The organism is Kitasatospora sp. NPDC058190 (assembly GCF_042883685.1).
Taxonomy (GTDB): Bacteria; Actinomycetota; Actinomycetes; order Streptomycetales; family Streptomycetaceae; genus Kitasatospora.
This window is the reverse complement of the sequence record NZ_JBHVVI010000010.1, coordinates 64628-82711: the sequence shown is the minus strand read 5'-3', so window position 1 is coordinate 82711 and position 18084 is coordinate 64628. Positions and strand designations below refer to the sequence as shown.

Genomic DNA, 18084 nt, shown 5'->3' with positions numbered 1-18084 from the left:
GCATCGAGCGCCCGCGCGGGCGACCTCTCGCGCGGCGGTCGGCGGGAAGAACCGACCGTGGGCACTCGACCGTGCGGGCCGAACTGCCGATACACCCCGGCGGCGTTCCCTCGCACCGTCTCCAGGAGGCACATCCTTGACCTGGCTACGCGTCCTCACCGCACTGGGCATCCTCGCCGTGGCGGCCAGTGCCGTGCTCGTCTTCGCCCTCTGCACCGCCACCTCCCGAGGGGATCGCGGCGCCGGGGCCGCGCCGCCCGACCTCCGGAGGGACGCCGAGAGCAGCGGCCTCTTCCATCGGACGGGCGGCGACTGCTGAGGCCGGGTCAGTGACCGGCGAGGTCGTCCGGCCGGACCTCGATGTGATCGGCCGCGAGGTCGACCGCCACCCGGTGCTCCATCCCGAGCGCCTCCAGGAACTTGACCGGCAGCTGGACCCGCCCGGTACGGTCCAGCATCACGTACTCGCGTTCGTTGATCGACTCCTCGCCGTGCTCGTCCGTCACGGTGCGACGCAGCACCTCGCTGCTGGTCCGCCCGTCCCGGATGGCGACCGTGCGGCGCACCTCGCCCGCGACCATCGGGTCGTGGGTGACGATGACGACGGTGGCGCCGAGTTCCCGGTTGACGGTGCGGAAGGCCTCGAAGATCACCGAGCCGGTCTCGGAGTCCAGCTCACCGGTCGGCTCGTCGGCGAGCAGCACCGGCGGGTTGTTGGCCATCGCCACCGCGATCGCGACCCGTTGCTGCTGGCCGCCGGACAGCTCGCCGGGGCGCCGGTGGGCGAGGTTCCCGATCTCCAGCGCCTCCATCAACTCGGCCACCCGGCCGGCCCGTTGCTTCGACCCCCCGGCCCCGGAGCGGCGGCCGCGCAGCTGCATCGGCAGGGCGATGTTCTCGGCGGCGGTCAGGAAGGGCAGCAGGTTGCGGGCGGTCTGCTGCCAGATGAAGCCGACCACCTCGCGCCGGTAGCGCAGCCGCTCCTTGGTGGACATCTCCAGCAGGTCACAGCCGGCCACGGTGGCGGTGCCGGCCGTCGGCACGTCCAGCCCGGCCAGGATGGTGAGCAGGGTGGACTTGCCGCTGCCGGAAGCGCCGACCAGGGCCACCAGATCCCCCTGCTGGATGGTCAGTTCCAGGCCCTGCAGCGCCTGGACCTCGATCCCCTCGGCGCTGAAGATCCGCACCAACCGGTCGCAGACGATGGCCGCGCCCGCTCCGTACGCCGTGGGCGAGGCGGCGGCGAGCGCCCGCTGCCGGAGCTCCTGCAGACTGGGGGCCTCGACGGCCGGCCGCTCCTGGGCGCTGCTGTTCACCGCTGGTCTCCTGTCTCGACGGTCTGGCTGGTCCCGGCTGTCTGCCGACTTCCGGTGGTCTCCACTGTCACGGCCCGTGCCGCTGGTCCCGGCGTCATGACTGCTCCCCCGCCCGCAGTTCGGTGGCGATCTGACGCCGACCGGCGACCAGCGTCTCCAGCACCACCCCGAGGCCGACCAGCACGCCCAGGCCCACCGTGGGCAGCAGCACCGGCATCAGCGCGGGGCTGATGGCGTCCCCGACCCTGGCCCCGACCAGCGTCGAGATGTCGAAGGCACCGCCCAGCAGTCCGACCGCCGCCACCGCGACCAGACCACCGCCGACGGCCGCCGCCAGGGTCTGCGGCAGCGCCTCGGCGACGATCAGCGCCAGCCCCTGCCGGGGCCGCAGGCCCATGGTGCGCAGCCGGGCGAGCACGGCCGTACGGTCGGGCACGGCCCGGAACAGCGTCAGCAGCACGGCGAGCAGGGCGAACCCGGCGCCGGCGGCGGCGGCGTACCAGAACAGCCGCCCGGCGGCGTGCTGCAGCGGGTCGTCGGCGAGTTGGTCGGCCAGTTCCCGGCTGCTGTGCACCGTGTACCCCGCGGGCAGTCCGTGACTGCCCTTGCCGGCGGCCGCGGCGTCGTCCGCGACCAGCTTGGACAGGCCGGTCGGCTGGGTCACGCCGTTGTCCCGCAGCGTCGACCTGACCTGCTCCGGGTCCGGGTCACCGACAGCGAACCACTTGTTCATCCGCTTGGGCTCCGGCAGGCGCTCCCAGGCGGGACCGGCGGGCACCACGACGAACGGCTTGCCCGGGTCCGGGACGGCCGGGCTGGCGGCGACGATCCCGGCCACGGTGGCGCGCAGGCCGTTCCCGTTGGGGGTGCGGACCTCGGGCGTACCGGCGGCCAGGCGCTTGACCAGGTCGCGGCTGAACAGCGCGGGAAGCGGGGCGTCCGGGCCGCCGGGGGCGGCGGAGAGCTTCGCCGGGTCGAACTCGCCGACCCCGAGCGTCCGGGCGATCTCGGCGTACGCGGTCGGTTCGACGGCCACCAGGATGGCCTCCGTGTAGTCGCCGTCGGCGCCGACGAAACGGGCCTTGGGCTCGACCCAGGCCCCGGTCGACGCCCGGACACCCGGCAGGGCTCCGGCTGCCTTGGTGAACGACTCGGACAGGCTGCCGTAGTCCGGGAGGGAGACCGCGATGTCCCCGCCCGTCGTGATGCGTGCGGCGCGGGTCCGGACGTGGTCGACGGTGTCGAGCACGGTGGCGCCGAACCCGGTCGTGGTGACGGCGATCAGCAGGGCGAGCAGCGGCAGCGCGGAGGGGCGGCGGCGGCCCGAGGTGTCACGGGCTGCCCGGGCGAGACCGAGGAAGCCGATCAGGCCCCGGCCGCGACCGGCGAGTGAGGCCAGCCAACCGACCACGAGCGGCTCGATCCGGGCCAGCAACAGCCCACCGGTGACGGCGAGCAGCAGCGGGGCGGCGACCAGCAGCGGATCCAGTCCGCCGTTGGAGTGGCCGACGCCGCGGCGGCGGACCTCGGCCACGGCCGCGGCGGTGACGACCAGGACGGCCAGCTCACCGACCGCCCGGCGCCAGCCCCCGGGGGCCCGGCGGCGGGACCACAGCAGGGCGGCGCGGGCCGGGAAGGCCAGCAGGGCCAGCAGGGTCGCGGCGAGGGCCGCCAGTACCGCGTAGCCCCACCGGGGGGTGGGCAGCAGCACCAGGGCGAGGGTCGTACCGAGCACCGCGGCGGGCAGCACGGTTGCCGCGCCCTCGCCGAGCAGGCGCAGCAGCACCCCGGCGCGGGAGCCGCCGCGGGCCCGCAGCAGCCGGATCTCGGCGGTGCGCCGGTCGGTCGCGAGGGCGGCGGCCAGACACAGCACCACGGTGGCGACCCCGGCGACGCCGACCGGGCCGATCGTGCCCAGCGGCAGCGCCGCCTGGTAGCGGGCGTCCGCTCGGGTGAGGATGTCCGGCAGGTTCGAGGTGGTGTGCAGGTCGGCGCGCCCGGTCGCGGAGGCCAGGACCGTGGCTCCGGACCCGGTCAGGAACGAGGTGACGACGCCGCGGTTCCGGTCGATCTGGTCGGCGCGCAGGGAGGCGGGGTCGACGGGCAGCCGCCAGAAGTTCTGGCCGCCCGAGCCCCAGTGGGCCATCGCGGGCAGGCTGCCGCCGTCGACGAAACCGCTGGTCTCCCAGTGCTCGTGCCCGGTAGTCGGCTTCAGGCAGGCGCGGGCCGGGCAACCGAGGTCGTCCCAGAACGGGTCCTGGGGCTCGTTGACCTGGTAGAGGCCGACCACCACGGTGTTCCGCTTGGTACCCGGCCCCTCGGTGCCGTTGTCGAGGATGTCGCCGAGTTTGATGTGGATGGTCTCGGCGGCCTTCTTGCTCACGACGATCGGCAGCGGGCCGTCGCCGGTGGCGGGGGTCGGCCACGTTCCGTCGGTGAGGGTGGCCCGGGCCGCCAGGTCGTGCAGGTAGAGCAGGGTGAGGATGGGCGGTTCGCTGTCGGCGATCCGGGCGTACCCGGGATTGAACATGCCGCCCGGAGTCAGGGCGCGGGTGCCGTTGGCCGCGCCCTCCGGGGCCAACGTCAGCTCCCGGCCGACCTTCGCGGTGAGCGTCTGCTGCACGGCGTCGAGGTCGGCGGCGGTGTCGGCGGCACGGGTCTTGGAGGTGCTCTGCAGGCTGGTCGGGTTGAGGCCCTTCTGGCGCACGAAGTCCTGGAGCGCGGCGTCCGCGCCCCGGTCGGCGACGCGGGGGAGGGCCGCGGCCAGGAAGACGGTGACGAGGGCGAGGGCCGCCATGAGCACGCCGGCCAGCGGCATCGCACGCAGCCTGGTGCGGACCCAGGGCGCCGGACGGTGGACGGGCGTGGGGGTGGGCGCGGTGGTGGGCACGGTGGTCCCGGCCTTGGTGGTCACATCTCCTCCACGTGGCGCAGCCGGGCGGCCACGTCTCGACGGCGGCGTCCGATGAGGAAGGCCGACAGCAGCGGGACGACGGCGATCGCGGACGCGAACAGCAGGGCCTGGCCGACCGGCAGCTCGATCAGGGCCTCGGGCACCGGTCGGCGGGCGGCGGGTGTCAGGACCACGAACGGCACGATCAGATGGACGAGCAGGGTGCCGAGGGCGAGGCCGACGGCACCGCCGAGCCCGACCAGCAGCGCCTGTTCGGCGGTGATGGTGCGGGTGACCTGCTTGCGGCGCGCGCCGAGGGCGAGCAGCAGGGCGGAGTCCCGCGCGCGCTCGTGGGCGGATCCGGCCACGGCGGCGACGAAGCCGATCGCGGCGAGCACGGCGGCGGCGACGGCGACGGCCATCAGCGCGTTCTGCGGGGCGGCGCCCACCGGGTCGCCGAGCAGCCCCGCGGAGACCTCGTCGTAGAGCTGGACGTCCTGGGAGCCGGGGGCGGCCCGCAGGGCGGCCGCAGCCTGGGCCGGGGTGCGGTCGCCCGGCCCGGTGGCGGGCAGCCACCACTCGGCGTGGCTGGGCAGGGAGCGGCCCTGGGCGGCCAACAGGCGCGCGGTGGTGGCCAGGTCGATGACGAGCGCGCTGCGACCGGCCACCGGCACGGCCTCGACCGCTCCGGTGATCTTGACCGGGAGGACGGTCCCGGCGAACGGCACCTGCACGGTGTCACCGGTCGAAGCGCCGACCAGCTTGAGGTAGTCACGGGTGGCGACGCCGGAGACGACCGTCGGCGCGGTCGCCCCGGCCGGGCTGAGGACGGCGCGGTAGGCGTCTCCGGTGCCGTTGGCGAAGCTGTAGTCGACGGTGAACAGCCGGTCGGCGTCCGCCGGTTCGGGCCGGACGGTGACGAGCGGCCCGGTCCTGGCCTGGCTCGCCGGGGCGTCGACCACGTCGCCTTTCCAGGAGAGGCCGGTCGGCAGCGGGACCTCGGTCGCGGGTCCGTCGGCGGTGTCCGAGACGGCCAGCCGGCGGACGGTGACCTCGCCGTCGGCCCGGTCACTGAAGGACACCGTCGCCCCGACCACGGTCAGCGGCGCTGCGGCGGAGCCCATCGGGGCGTCGACCAGCGCGCTCAGCGGAGCCGAGGCGCGCAGCTCGCCGCTGACCGGCAGGCCGGCGAACGGAACCTTGTGGACGTAGCCGAAGCGGTCCCGCAGCAGGAGCGTCACCTCCGGGGGGTACGGGGACACCGGGTACCTGGTGCCGGACAGCAGGATCGTCCCGTGGAAGTCCTGGCGGATGGACAGGTCGGCGTCGATCCGCAGCGGGTGGCCGGGCAACGGGAGCCCGCCCTGGGGCCCGGTGGGAACGGGCTGGGCGAGCGGGCGGAACAGTTCGTCCGCGGTGTGCCCGCCGAGCAGGTCGCCGCGAAGCGGGACGCGATCGGTGAGGGCGGCGGTGTCCACGGCGAGCACCTGGCCGGTACCGGTGGGCAGCGGCTGCTCCTCGCGGGCCACCGGGATCAGCCGGTCGCCGCCGGGCAGGGCCCCGAACCGACCGCCCTGCCCCATCAGGGAGCCGTGCGAGGCGGAGATCCGCAGTCCGCCGCCCGTGGCGAAGGCGGCCTGGTCACGCTGGGAGGCGGTCCAGGTGGCGTGTTGGCCGATGGCGAGCACCCCGGTGGCCACGGCCAGCACGAGCAGCAGCACCGGGCCGGTGGCGCGGGCGGGTTGACGGGCCAGCTGCCAGCCGACCAGCGCCGGGCCGAGGCCTCGGCCGCGGGCGGCCACCCGGGCGCCCAGCCTGGCGGCGAGCGGCAGCAGGCGCAGCACCACCAAGGTGCCCGCGCACAGGGCCAAGGTGGGGGTGGCGACCAGCAGCAGGTCGACGCCGAGTCGGCCGGAGGAGTCCGCGGACAGCCCCCCGCCGTACTGGTCGAGCTGCTGGTAGGCGAGCACGGCCAGGGCCAGCACGGCGAGGTCGCCGCCGTTGCGGGCGATGCCGGAGACCAGGGCCTGGCGGCGGCCGCCGCGCAGGCGAAGGGCGGCGCCGGCACCGCGCAGCAGGCTCGGGGCGGTGGCCAGCAGGATGCAGGCGACGGCGCAGAGCACGGCCACCGGCCAGAGCGTCCAGCCGATGGCGGTGTCCAGGACCACCTGATGGGAGCGCCCGAGACCGGCCAGGACGCGGACCAGGAAGGGGGTGAGCAGGGGCGCGAACGCCGCCGCCGGAATGGCGAGCAGCACCAGCTCCAGGGCGGTGAGGCCGCCGAGCCGGATGCCGGAGGCGCCGCGGGCGGCGAGCAGCTCGCTCTCCCGCTCCTGGCGGGCCGAGATCAGCCGGACGACCAGCAGCAGGGCCGCCGTCGCGAGGACGGCGAGTTGAAGGGCGCCGATCAGCAGGGTGGACCGGGCGACCAAAAGGCTGGCCGACAACTCGCTCACGACGTCCGGAAGTTCCGTCACGGCACCGAGTGACGCGGCCTTCCGCAGATCCTCGCCCAGTCCCTTGGCGCGGTCGCCGATGGCCTGGGCCGTGTCCTGGTCGACGCCCGCGAAGTCGGCGTCGAGCAGCCAGCCGCGGCTGCTCTGCGGCAGGCCGCCCGCGGTGAAGACGCTCTGGTCGACCATCATCGGGCCGAAGGTGGTGAAACCGCCGACCTCGACCTCGTGGCCGCCGACCGGGTCGATCCGCCAGTACGGGTCGGAGGGGTCGGTGGCCCGGTAGGCGCCGGTGACCCGCACTGTCAGCGGCTTGCCGCCGAGCCGGTCGGTGAGCTGGACATCGGCGGGCAGCGCCTGTTCGCCGATGCCCAGCCGGGTCAGCATGCTCTGCGGCACGGCGACCTGCGGGGCGGTGGACTGGACCGGCCCGGCGGCGACTCCCGGCCAGGCGCCGGCGACCAGGCGGGCCCGGCCGCGGTCGACGTCGGCGAGGACCGTCAGGTCAACCTTGGCGTTGGCCGCCGACTGGTCGGCTGACGCGGCATCACCGGTCGCACCTGCCACACCCGCTGTGGCTCCGGCGCCCGGCAGGCCGTAGGAGCGACTGCGCAGCAGGCTGTCGGTGCGCACGGGCAGGCTGCCGAAGAGCTTCTGCCGATAGGCGGCGAGCGCCTCCTCGTCCTTGGCCCGCTGGTCCAGCCCGTGTTCGGCGGTCACCACCACCGTGGTCCGGGCGTGACCGGGTCCTTGGAGCGCCTGCCGCAGGCCGGCCTGGCCGACACCGCTGTTGAAGGTCACCAAGGCGGTCAGGACCGCCGTGGTGATCAGCACCGTCAACAGGACGGCAGCAGCCAGCGGCAGTCGCCCGCGCAGTCTGCGCACGACGAAGCCGAGCATCGAATTCCTCCCCCGGTCACGTCCCCAGTCGCATCCCGGCCCCACCCGTCGGTCCGATCCGGGCACAAAACAGCCACAGATGGACACCCCACGAGCACACCGGCGCAGTGATCACCGGCAATCAGTCGCCGGATAGCGGACGATGCTGTCAGATTCGATCCAGGAACGGAAGGGACTTGCGCGAATCAAGTAAGTGATGAGCAAATTCCTTGCATTGGTAGCATCACCGCCGGGGGCGGGCCGCCAAAATGCCATGCACACTTCACAACTTCGGCCTCACCACACTCCTTGACCAGGGAACTTCTCTTTCTCGAATTTCCACTCGGAATCGTGAACCCGCGAAACCATCGCATCCGTTGACCCGGGCAGTCCGGGTAGCCACCGCCCACAGGGGGACGCCGTATGACGCAGCACCAGGCCGCCGACACCGCCCTGACGACCACCGGCCCGATGGTGGCCGTGACCGATCTCCGGCGCAGCTTCGGCACCGGCGATCGGACCGTCCACGCCCTGCGCGGCATCAGCTTCTCGATCGAGCGCGGTGAACTCACCGCACTCAAGGGCCGGTCCGGCTCCGGCAAGACCACCCTGCTCAACCTGGTCGGCGGCCTGGACGCACCGACCGGCGGGAGCATCGCGCTGGACGGCATCGACCTCGGCGGGCTGGACGAGGACGGCCGACTCGCCCTGCGACGGGAGCGGATCGGATTCGTCTTCCAGTCCTTCGGACTGATCCCGATGCTCACCGCCGCCGAGAACGTCGGTGTGCCGATGCGCCTGCGCAAGGTCCCGCCGGCCGAGCGCGAGGAGCGTGCGCACACCCTGCTGGCCCTGGTCGGCCTGGCCGGCCACGCCAACCAGCGGCCCGGTGAGCTCTCCGGCGGCCAGCAGCAACGCGTCGCCATCGCCCGCGCGCTGGCCAACGACCCCGGCCTGATCATCGCCGACGAGCCCACCGGACAGCTGGACTCGGAGACCGGCCGCTCGATCATGGAACTGCTGCGCGCGGTGGTCCGCAGCGAGGGCGTCACGGTCCTGGTCGCCACCCACGACCCGACGCTGATGGGGCTCGCCGACCGGGTGATCGAGCTCCGCGACGGGCGGATCGTCGAGGAGGAGTCGGCGGAGCAGGCGGCGTAACGGCGGTGGCCTGGCGGGGGTGGGCCCCGAGGTGCTGGACCTGGCGGCCGTCGGACCTCGGGGCGCTTGACCTGGCGGCCGTCGAACCCCGGGGTACTGGGCCTGGCGGCCGTCAGACCTCGGGATTGCTGGGCTGGGCGGCCGTCGGACCTTGGGCCATCCAGCCTCGGGACTCCGGCCCCCGGAATGTCGGCCCCGGGACATCGGCGCCGGCAGGCCGCCGCCCGGGCTCAGCGTCCCGCAGGTCGCCGGTCAGGCCTGGAGCGGTCGGATCGACTGGGCGTGGTGGAACACCTCCTCTCCGTCCCAGTAGGTCTTGGTGCGCTGCAGTCGCGGATAGTTGCCCTTGTAGTAGAGCCTCGGGTAGGCCGGGTCCCGTTGGTCGACCGTACCTAGATCGATGTCCGGGTAGTTGACATAGGCGCCGTCCGTCGCGGTGTCGATCTCCGGGACGCCGCCGGTCTCCCGGTAGACCTCCTGGTAGAGACCTGCCAGGTAGGCCAGGTGGTCGGCATCCTCGGCCGGATCCGTCCAGTAGGTCTGGTACTGCAGCTTCATGATCGAGTCGCGCTGCGCCACGGCCGTCTCCTCGGGCCGGCGGGCGTTGATCCGGCAGCCGTAGGAATCGATCTGCACCAGGGTCTTCGTGAGGTCCGCCCCCTCGCCGTCCCGCGTCAGCCAGTCCCAGAAGGTGGCGATCTGGGCCAGGCTGAACGGCTCCCGGTGGTAGGCCGATTTGTACTTGCCACGCTGGTTGTCACCCGAGGGATTGAGCGTCATGGTGGCTTGGAACCAGGGTAGTTGCCGCCGCTTCTCCGGGTACGGCAGGAACAGCCCGCCGACGCTGTGGGTCTGGGTCACCGAGCGGGTCACCATCCCCTGCTCGACGGCCGCCGCGAACTCCTCCAACGGCGCCGGGTCCTCACCGTCCCACTGACTGAACAGCACGACGTTCCCGTTGGAGCGGTGGGTGAGCTTGAGGATCGCGAACAGCCCGTCGTAGACCGGTTCCCGCGGGCCGCTGTGGTCGGCCAGGAAGGCGCCGAAGTTGTTCAGCAGCGTCTCGAAGTCTCCCGGTCGCTTGACCAGTTGGTCCCAGGGCCAGGCGATGCTGCTGAGCCAGACCCGAGGCGGCGGCTGCGGCACGTCCGCCGCGAAGTGGTAGCGCAGCACCACCCCGAAGTTCCCTCCCCCGCCACCGGTGTGGGACCAGAAGAGGTCCTGTTCGGGCGAGTCCCGCGCGTCCTCACGATGCGCCTTCGTCACCACGGCACTGCCGCCCCGGACGGTGACCACGTCGACCTGGACGAGGTGGTCCACGGTGAGCCCGTGCCGCCGGGAGAGCACACCGAACCCGCCGCCGCAGATGTGCCCGCCCGCGCCGACCGAGTAGCAGGACCCGGCGGGCAAGGTGACGGCGTGCTCCCGGAACAGCGTGGTGTAGACGTCCCAGTTGGTGGCGCCGCCCTCGACGCAGTACGTGGGCCGGCCGTACTTGTCGGTCGACGCCGCCACGCCGCGCATCGTGCTGAGATCGAGGATCACGCCCCCGTCGTTGTCGACGAAGCCCTCGTAGCAGTGGCCGCCGCCGCGGACGGTCGGACGCAGCCCGCGGTCCAGCACCCGGTTCAACTCGGCCACCGCGTCGGCCTCGTCGCCTACCAGCCGGATGTAGGCGGGTCGGCTGTGCCAGCGCTGGTTGAAGCCCTGGCTCAGCGTCTGGTAGCGCGGATCGCCCGGCAGGATCGACCGGCCGGAGAATTCGTGTCGCATGACCTTTCCCCACTTTCTCTGGTTCGAGAGAGCCTGGCGAGCCGGACGCTAACACGGGTATTCACTTGTGGGAATCCATTTACGAATTAGTGTGACAGTACGTCATTTTTGGTAATCCTTCGACGGTCCGCCGAGGCTGTCCCCAAGGGGTGTGCGGAACGTCGATTGTCAGTGGCGTCGACTAGGGTCCCGGACGACTCCACAGAATCCACTCCGAAGGAGGTTCGATGACGATCCTCTGCCGCATTGTCCGCGCGCTCCGGGCCCTCGGCCGGAGAACACGCCTGTGGTGGCCGGCGGAGCCGCCGACCACCACAGCCCCGGCCTCAACGGCCGGGCGTTCGAGGGGAGATCCCTCAGACCGCCGGGAAGATCTCGGCGTCCGGCTTCAGCAGCTGACCGGGCTGCGGCGCGGTGCCGTCCACCAGGTAGCGGGTGACCAGAGCGTTCAGCGCCTTGCTGCGGCCGACGGCGCAGTGCTCGATCGAGTCGACGCTGACCAGCACCGCATTGCCCAGCTCCTGCTGCATCCGCTGGGCGAACTTGTACTGGGTGGCCGGGTCGTAGAGGTTGCCGATCACCATGACGGTGTTGGAGGTCTTCTTGTTCCACGGGCCGCTGAAGCGCTCCGCGTCCCGGGCCGGGGCCGGCCAGCTCGCGCACGCGGGGGCGTCGAAGGCCTGGTAGCGGCCGAAGGTCGGGGACTCCTGCTCCCAGACCCGGGCGGCGTTGGCGAACACCCGGTCGTTCGACGGATACGGCTTGTCCTGGCAGTTGACGCCCATGTACGAGTCGTCGGCGGTGTACTCGGAGTCCGCCGGGGCCTCGCGCAGCGCGCGCGGGAGGTTCACCGTGAGCTGGTTGGCCTCGTCGTCCGGGACGTTCGCCTTCGGAGCCAGCAGGGCGGCCGCGGCCGGCTTCTGCATCACCTGGTAGGTGGCCTGCAGCGACTTCGCCAGCGGAGCCAGCTTGGCCTGCGAGTACAGGGCGCCGGCCACCTCGCTGGTGAAGCTGCTCAGGGTCACCTGAGACCCGTTCGACAGCGTGATCGGGCTGGTCCGCAGGTGGTCGCGGAGCTCGTCGAACTTGGCTCGGGTGTCGCCGTCGCCGAAGGCGCAGCGCGGGGCGCCGGCGGCCTGGCAGCGCTTCAGGAACTCGTCCAGGGCCAGCTCGAAGCCGCCCGCCCGCTGGCGGTCGTACTCCAGGCCGTTGTGCAGCCGCAGGTTGGGGTCGACGTTGCCGTCGACGATGATCGCGCGCACCTTGTTCGGGTACATGTTCGCGTACGTCGAACCGATCAGGGTGCCGTAGGAGAACCCGGCGAAGGTGAGCTGGGAGTCACCGACGGCACGGCGCATCCGGTCGAGGTCGCGCACCACGTTGATGGTCGACATGTGCTCGATCAGCGGGCCGGCGTTCTTGCTGCAGGCGTCGGTGTAGTCCTGGTCCGCGTCCAGGGTGTCGGCGATCTCGGCCTTGGTGACCGGCACGCCGACCATGCGGTTGTTGACCGCGTCGGCCTCTTCCTGGGTCTTGAAGCACTTGAGCGGGTTGCTCCGGGCCACACCCCGGGGGTCGAACCCGACCAGGTCGAACTTGGACTGCACCTCGGCGCCGAAGCGGGTGGTGGTCGCCCACATGTAGCCACTGCCGCCCGGGCCACCCGGGTTGAGGAACAGCGAGCCGATCCGCTTCGACGGGTCGCTCGCCCGCCGCCGCATCATGGCGATGCCGACCTTCTCGCCCGACGGGTTGTCGTAGTCCAGCGGCACGGGATAGACGGCGCAGTCGTAGATGCCGGGGTCCGGCTTGCTCGGGTCCGGGTTGCACGGCTTCCAGTCGACAGGGTCGACCTTCGCCTCGGCGGCCGCGGCACCCGGCGCCTGGTCGAACGGCGCGGCCGACGCGGCGACGGCGGTACCGGTGACAAGGGCGAGCGCGCAGGTGACCGCTCCGGCCAACGTGGATATGCGGGACAAGGAACCTCCTCCGTACTGAAAGGGCGGCCCCAGCCTGTCAGCCGGAGATCTCTGTGGGAAGACCTCGAAGCAGCGGAAATATTTCGGACTTCACATCATGGATGGTCAGAACATTCTGTGAATGAACCGACTTGACGGTTGATTGACCTGATGGCGGTTCATCCTCGCCGGTTCTCCCTGATGGTTCTTCCGCATCCACGGCCGGCAACCGCCGACCGGGCCGCAGGTCTCCCGCGCCACCTGCCGTCCGGGGTCGACCGCCGCTATTCGGCGATCGGCCGCGACAGGTTGTCCTCGGCGACCACCTGGTAGACCGCGTTCAGCGTCGGCGGGCCGACCAGGTCCTTGATCCGCTCGAAGCGGCGCTCCTCCACCGGGCCGAGCTTCTCCATCCACGCCTGCATGGACTCCGGCCCGTGGTCGCCCTCGATGAGCGCGATGGTGATGATCTCCCGCGAGTCCTCCAGCGCGGTGGCGCTGATCACCCGGGTGCGCGGGTCGGCCGGGAACACCTCGTCCGGAATCCAGGCCTTGCGGAACTCCCCGTACTCCACACCCTCGTTGAGCTTGCGCACCATGACGGCGACGAGCTGCATGACGTCCTCCCCCGATATGTTTCTTGCAACGCAAGAATCTGACGTCGACTATTGTTTTCTTGCACTGCAAGAGTTGTCAAGGCTCGATCGGGACCATCCCGCAGGGCCACCCCGAGCCCCAGGAGGAGCAGATGCCGGGCCGACGCACACGCCCGAGGACGGGTCTGACCCGCGAGAAGATCATCGACGCCGCCCTCGCCTACGTCGACGAGCACGGCCTCACCGCGCTCTCCAACCGCAAGCTCGGCGCGGCGCTCGGCGTCGAGGGCATGACGCTCTACTACTACGTCCCCAGCAAGGCCGCCCTGCTGGACGGCATGGTCGAGCGACTGCTGGAGCTGTCCGCCGGGGACCTCTTCGCCGAACCGAGCGGCCCTTGGACCGACGTGGTCCGGGAGTTCGCCGTCGCCCTGCGCCGGATGCTGCTCGACCATCCGGCCATGCTCACCGTGCTCGCCACCCGCCCGGCCGCCACCCCGGCCGCGCTCGCCCTGCTCGAACGCGGCATCGCGGTGCTGCGCGAGGACGGCGTTCCGCTGGCCGACGGGCTCAACGTACTGAACTCCGTGGTCCGGTGGACCCTGGGACACACCCTGGGCGAGGTCGGCGAGACACCCCACCACGAGGGCACCGAGCCGCGACCCGAGCAGTTCGCGGCCCTGGACCGGGACACCTACCCCCATCTGGCCCAGGCCTTCGCCACCGGCGAGGGCCTCGATTCCGAGCAGTGCTTCCACCGCACCCTCCGCATCCTGCTCGCCGGCTACGCCGCCGAGTTGGAGCTCGCGAAGGGAGCGGGCTCGTGACCGGCTAGCCCCCGCTCGCGCCGCGCATGGCGGCCGCCACCAGGCCCTGGATCTCGTCCGTCCCGGTCTCGCCACCACCCACCAGGCGGTCGAAGACCAGCCCGTCGATGCAGGCCAGGAGCGTGGCGGTCCGCCCGTCGGGGTCGGGGACGCCCTGGGCGGCGAGGAAGGCGCGGACGACGGCCCGCCCCGCGTTCTCACGCGGCACGAGGATCTCCCGCAGCTCCGGGTCGCGCACGCTCTCCACCGCGCAGGCGTAGCGCGCGAGCGACCGCCGCCGGCCCTCGCCAGTCAGCCGGTGGCGCATCAGCTCACGGATCCCCTCGACCAGTTCATCCGCCGACCGGACCACCACCCGCTCCTCCCCCATGGCCTGCAGCTCGCCCTGGTCCAGCTCGACCAACCGCCGCACCAGGGCGGTGAGCAGCGCCTGCCTGGTCCGCAGATAGGCGGAGGTGGTGCCGACCGGCAGACCGGCCGCCGCATCGACCGCCCGGTGGGTCAACCCCCGCACGCCCGCGTCCGTCAGCACACCGATCGCCGCATCCGCCAGCACGGTCCGCCGATCCGGACGCCCCGCCCGACCAGCGCCACCCTGCCCCTGCTCCTCATCTCGCCGCATCCCCCCTTTCTACCGGCACCGGCCCCCGAACCGCCCACCCCGGTGACGGAGGGCCACGGAAGGGACCACGCCGCATGACCACGCCGCATGACCACGCCGACGGCACCCCGGCCGCCGTAACGGCACCGCGCGCGGCCGCCCCGCCGCGCGACAGGCTCCCGCGCCGACGGCGGCCTTCCCCGACCCCGAGCCGAGCGGCCACCCACCGTGCAACCCGTCGGGCATCGACGGCCCCCGCAGCGTCGGAGCTGCCCACCCCGTCCCTACGGATAAGCCCGTAGTACGCTCCTTCTACAGCTGTAGAAGACAGCACGGCAGCACGGGAAGGACCGGGCATGAGCAGCAACAGCGCGGTGGTGGTCGGGGGCGGGATCGGCGGGTTGGCGGCCGCGATCGGGCTCCGGCTGGCGGGGTGGGGCGTGACCGTGGTCGAGCGGGCGGCCGCCCTGGACGATGCCGGGGCCGGGATCTCGCTCCACGCCAACGGCATGCGGTCGCTCGGGATCCTCGGGGTGGGCGAGGCCGTCGAGGCGGCCTCGCGACGGCAGTACACCGGTGGGACGTGGACACCGGACGGCCGTCGGCTCGCCATGATGGACGGCAGGGCGCTGGAGCGGGAGCTGGGGGCGCCGATCGTCGGCGTCCCCCGGGCGGACCTGCACCGCATCCTGCGCGAGGCTCTGCCCGCCGAGTCCCTCGTGGTCGGCGCCGAGGTGACCGAGGTCGACACCTCGCACCCCGCCCGGGTCACGGTGGGCTACGACGACACCACCCTGGAGGCCGACCTCCTGGTGGCGGCCGACGGCATCAACAGCCGGACCCGGCACCGCCTCTTCCCCGCTCACCCCGGCCCGGTGTACAGCGGTTCGACGGTGCTGCGGGCGATCACCGAACGCCCGGTCGACGGACTGACCTCCGACTTCGAGCTGACCTGGGGCCACGGCGCCGAGTTCGGCCACATCGCCTTCCCGGACGGCCGGGCCGAGTGGCACGCCGTGGTGAACGCCCCGGCCGGGGTGCGCTACCGGGACTCGCTGGCCGAGGTGCGCCGCCGCTTCGCCCGCTGGCACGACCCGATCCCCGCGCTGCTGGCCGCGACCCGCCCGGAGGACGTGCTGCACCACGACGTCAACGAGCTGGTCACCCCGCTGCCCTCCTACGTCTCGGGCCGGATCGCCCTGCTCGGCGACGCGGCACACGCCATGACGCCCCACCTCGGCCAGGGCGCCTGCCAGGCCCTGGAGGACGCGGTGACCCTGGCCGCGGCGGTCGCCGAGGGGCGGACGGTCGAGGGCGCGCTCGCCCGCTACGACGCGGCGCGCCGTCCGCGCAGTCAGACCGTCGCCCGGGACGCCCGCCGGGCCGGCCGGATGGGCCAGCAGCTCACGAACCCGCTGGTGGTGGGCCTGCGCAACGCCGCGATCCGACTCACCCCGCCCGGCGTGATGGTCCGGACCGTCCTGAAGCACGCCGACTGGACGCCGCCCCGGATCGCTCCCCGTGCCGCCTAGGCAAGAGCCGCCGCACTTACTTGACCGGCGATCTGATTAGGCGCCATATTACTTCCATGACGCCGCACCACGAGGTCGATCCGACCTCCCCGACCCTCGACCAGGCCCGCCGCCAGATCGCCCGATACGGCCTGACGGCCGATCCGCAGGCGGTCCTGGTCGCGGCCCGGCTGATGGCGGCGGGCGCCCGGCTCGGCCAGGCAGGCGAAGTGCACTTCAGCCGCTTCGGGCTCTCCACCGGCCGCTACCGCTTGCTGTCCGACCTGGAGGACCACGGCGGCGAGAAGTCGCCCTCCCAGCTCGCGGCCAGCCTCGGGGTGTCCCGGGCGACCGTGACCGGACTGGTCGACGGCCTGGAGCGGGAGGGCCTGGTGGCCCGCCGCCCGTCCACCGAGGACGGTCGGGGCAATGTGGTGATCCTCACCGCACGCGGCGCCGACAAGCTGCGCGAGCTCGCGCCCGAGCACTTCGCCCGGATGCAGTCGCTGGTCGGCGGCCTCTCCGTCGAGGAGCGGGCCGCCTTCCTCGACCTGCTGGCGCGGATCGTCGCGGGCATCGACGCCCTCACCGAGGACTGACCCACCCACCCGAAGGCGGGCCAAGGCGGCCCGCCTTCACCCGGGCCCAATAGTTAGGCACCTAAGCACAAATACTTAGGCGACTAATCAGAACCGGGGCAATCAGAACCAGCCCAATCGGAACCAGCCAAGGAGAACCCGTGAGCAAGAAGGCACCTGGCGCACCCCCGCCCTTCGTCCTGTGGCGGGAGGTCCTGACCGCCTACGCCATGCCCGCGGTGATGGCCGGTCTCGGCGGAGCGGTCACCCGGCAGCCGCAGCTGGTCCTCGCCGCGCTGACCACCATCGGCGGCACCTCCGCCGCCGTGGCCGCCGCCCTCGGCGCCGCACTGCGCCACCGTCCCGCCCGCACCCGGCCCGCCCGGACACCCCGCGCCCTCGCGGCCGCCGGGCTCGGCCTGGCGGCCGCGGCACTCGCCCTGGCCAGCGGCCTTGCCGCCGCGCACTGGCTCCCGCAGATCCCGCCACTCGCCGACAGCCCCTGGCCGCACCGGTTGCCGGTCGACCTGCCGGTCTCCTCGGCGATCGCGGCCACGATCATCAGCTGGCGCTGGCGAGGCAGCCGCCCCGCCCGGGAATCGCAGCACCGACTCCACTCCGCAGCCCGACCTGAAAGGCAGACGTCATGATCGTCATCATGGGCGCCGGTGGCGCCACCGGCGGCGCCACCCTACGCAGCCTCGCCGCCCTGGACGCCCCGAGCCGCGCGCTCAGCCGCGAGCCCGCCCGGCTGGCGGCCGAACTCGACGACCGCACGCTTGCCCGCACCGAGACCGTCGCGGCCGACGCCGCCGACCCGGACTCGCTGCGGGCGGCCTTCCGCGGCGCGCACCAGCTGTTCCTCACCATGGCCAACGGCCCTCACCAGGTCCGGCACGAGCTGAACGCGATCGACGCGGCCGTCGCCGGCGGCGTGGAGCACGTCGTCAAGGTCTCCGCACCTGCCGCCGAGGCGGACTCCCCCGTCGCCGTCTCCCGCGGCCACCACCTGATCGAGGAGCGCCTGCGCTCCTGCGGCGTCCGCACCACGATCCTGCGCCCGTACGCCTTCATGCAGAAGCTGCTGCTCCTGGCCCCCGGCATCGCCGCCGCCGGGGTGGTGCACGGCGCGATGGGACGGGCGCGGTGCAACTACGTGGACGTCCGGGACATCGGCGACGTCGCGGCCGAGGTCCTCACCCGCCCGGAGCTCGGCGGCGGCACCTACCCGCTCACCGGCGGGCGGGCGTACAGCCACCCGGAGCTCACCGCCCTGCTGGGCGAACTGCTCGGCCGACCGGTCCGCTACCTCGACCTGGCCCCGGCCGAACTGCACGCCCACCTGACCGGCCGGGCCGGAATGCCGGACTGGCTGGCCACCCACGTGGTCGAGATCCAACAGCTGGCGGTGGTCCGCAAGGAGTCACCCGACAGCACCTTCACCCGCCTGGTCGGGCACGCCCCGCGCACCCTGGAGGCCTTCCTCGGCGAGCACCTGCACCGCTTCCGCTGAACACCCCGTCGACGTGGCGGACCGG

14 protein-coding genes are annotated in these 18084 nt (G+C 72.7%); 7 read left to right on the top strand and 7 right to left on the bottom strand.

Features of this window, described 5'->3' with window-relative positions; all coding sequences use genetic code 11:
* The first annotated feature begins 136 nt into the window (after positions 1–136).
* On the top strand, positions 137–319 hold the full coding sequence (locus ACFVWU_RS07085; RefSeq protein ID WP_387616647.1) for a hypothetical protein: 183 nt from the start codon (positions 137–139) through the stop codon (positions 317–319).
* 7 nt (positions 320–326) lie between these two features.
* Here ACFVWU_RS07085 and ACFVWU_RS07080 read toward each other — a convergent pair whose 3' ends face one another.
* From ACFVWU_RS07080 to ACFVWU_RS07070, 3 genes are all read right to left on the bottom strand, one after another.
* Complete coding sequence (locus ACFVWU_RS07080) at positions 327–1316, bottom strand: ABC transporter ATP-binding protein (RefSeq protein ID WP_387616645.1); 990 nt, start codon at positions 1314–1316, stop codon at positions 327–329.
* Between the two features lie 94 nt (positions 1317–1410).
* Positions 1411–4230 (bottom strand): hypothetical protein, encoded by a 2820-nt coding sequence (locus ACFVWU_RS07075; RefSeq protein ID WP_387616643.1) that lies wholly within the window; start codon positions 4228–4230, stop codon positions 1411–1413.
* Complete coding sequence (locus ACFVWU_RS07070) at positions 4227–7562, bottom strand: FtsX-like permease family protein (RefSeq protein WP_387616641.1); 3336 nt, start codon at positions 7560–7562, stop codon at positions 4227–4229. The genes ACFVWU_RS07075 and ACFVWU_RS07070 overlap by 4 nt, the downstream gene beginning before the upstream one ends.
* A gap of 402 nt (positions 7563–7964) precedes the next feature.
* Between ACFVWU_RS07070 and ACFVWU_RS07065 the strand changes: the two genes are divergently transcribed.
* Positions 7965–8702, top strand: a complete 738-nt coding sequence (locus ACFVWU_RS07065) for an ABC transporter ATP-binding protein (RefSeq protein WP_387616639.1) — start codon at positions 7965–7967, stop codon at positions 8700–8702.
* Between the two features lie 252 nt (positions 8703–8954).
* On the opposite strand, the gene ACFVWU_RS07060 is transcribed toward ACFVWU_RS07065, so the two are convergent.
* From ACFVWU_RS07060 to ACFVWU_RS07050, 3 genes are all read right to left on the bottom strand, one after another.
* Positions 8955–10475, bottom strand: coding sequence for an FAD-dependent oxidoreductase (locus ACFVWU_RS07060; RefSeq protein WP_387616637.1), 1521 nt, complete (start codon positions 10473–10475; stop codon positions 8955–8957).
* Between the two features lie 356 nt (positions 10476–10831).
* Positions 10832–12454, bottom strand: coding sequence for an alpha/beta hydrolase (locus ACFVWU_RS07055; RefSeq protein ID WP_387616635.1), 1623 nt, complete (start codon positions 12452–12454; stop codon positions 10832–10834).
* A gap of 263 nt (positions 12455–12717) precedes the next feature.
* Positions 12718–13050, bottom strand: a complete 333-nt coding sequence (locus ACFVWU_RS07050; protein ID WP_387616633.1) for a hypothetical protein — start codon at positions 13048–13050, stop codon at positions 12718–12720.
* A gap of 131 nt (positions 13051–13181) precedes the next feature.
* On the opposite strand from ACFVWU_RS07050, the gene ACFVWU_RS07045 reads away from it, so the two are divergent.
* On the top strand, positions 13182–13856 hold the full coding sequence (locus ACFVWU_RS07045; RefSeq protein WP_387616631.1) for a TetR/AcrR family transcriptional regulator C-terminal domain-containing protein: 675 nt from the start codon (positions 13182–13184) through the stop codon (positions 13854–13856).
* Positions 13857–13860: 4 nt separating this feature from the next.
* Here ACFVWU_RS07045 and ACFVWU_RS07040 read toward each other — a convergent pair whose 3' ends face one another.
* Positions 13861–14478, bottom strand: a complete 618-nt coding sequence (locus ACFVWU_RS07040) for a TetR/AcrR family transcriptional regulator (protein WP_387616629.1) — start codon at positions 14476–14478, stop codon at positions 13861–13863.
* A 335-nt stretch (positions 14479–14813) separates the two neighbouring features.
* On the opposite strand from ACFVWU_RS07040, the gene ACFVWU_RS07035 reads away from it, so the two are divergent.
* From ACFVWU_RS07035 to ACFVWU_RS07020, 4 genes are all read left to right on the top strand, one after another.
* Positions 14814–15989 (top strand): FAD-dependent monooxygenase, encoded by a 1176-nt coding sequence (locus tag ACFVWU_RS07035; RefSeq protein WP_387616627.1) that lies wholly within the window; start codon positions 14814–14816, stop codon positions 15987–15989.
* A gap of 56 nt (positions 15990–16045) precedes the next feature.
* Entirely contained in the window at positions 16046–16567 is a 522-nt protein-coding gene (locus tag ACFVWU_RS07030) for a MarR family winged helix-turn-helix transcriptional regulator (protein WP_387616625.1), read from the top strand.
* Between the two features lie 140 nt (positions 16568–16707).
* Positions 16708–17196: a hypothetical protein gene (locus ACFVWU_RS07025; protein ID WP_387616623.1), complete on the top strand. Its 489-nt coding sequence runs from the start codon at positions 16708–16710 to the stop codon at positions 17194–17196.
* The gene (locus ACFVWU_RS07020; protein ID WP_387616621.1) at positions 17193–18059 is read left to right on the top strand and encodes an NmrA family NAD(P)-binding protein; all 867 of its coding nucleotides are present in this window, start codon (positions 17193–17195) and stop codon (positions 18057–18059) included. Before ACFVWU_RS07025 ends, ACFVWU_RS07020 begins: the two co-directional genes overlap by 4 nt.
* The last annotated feature ends 25 nt before the right edge of the window (positions 18060–18084 follow it).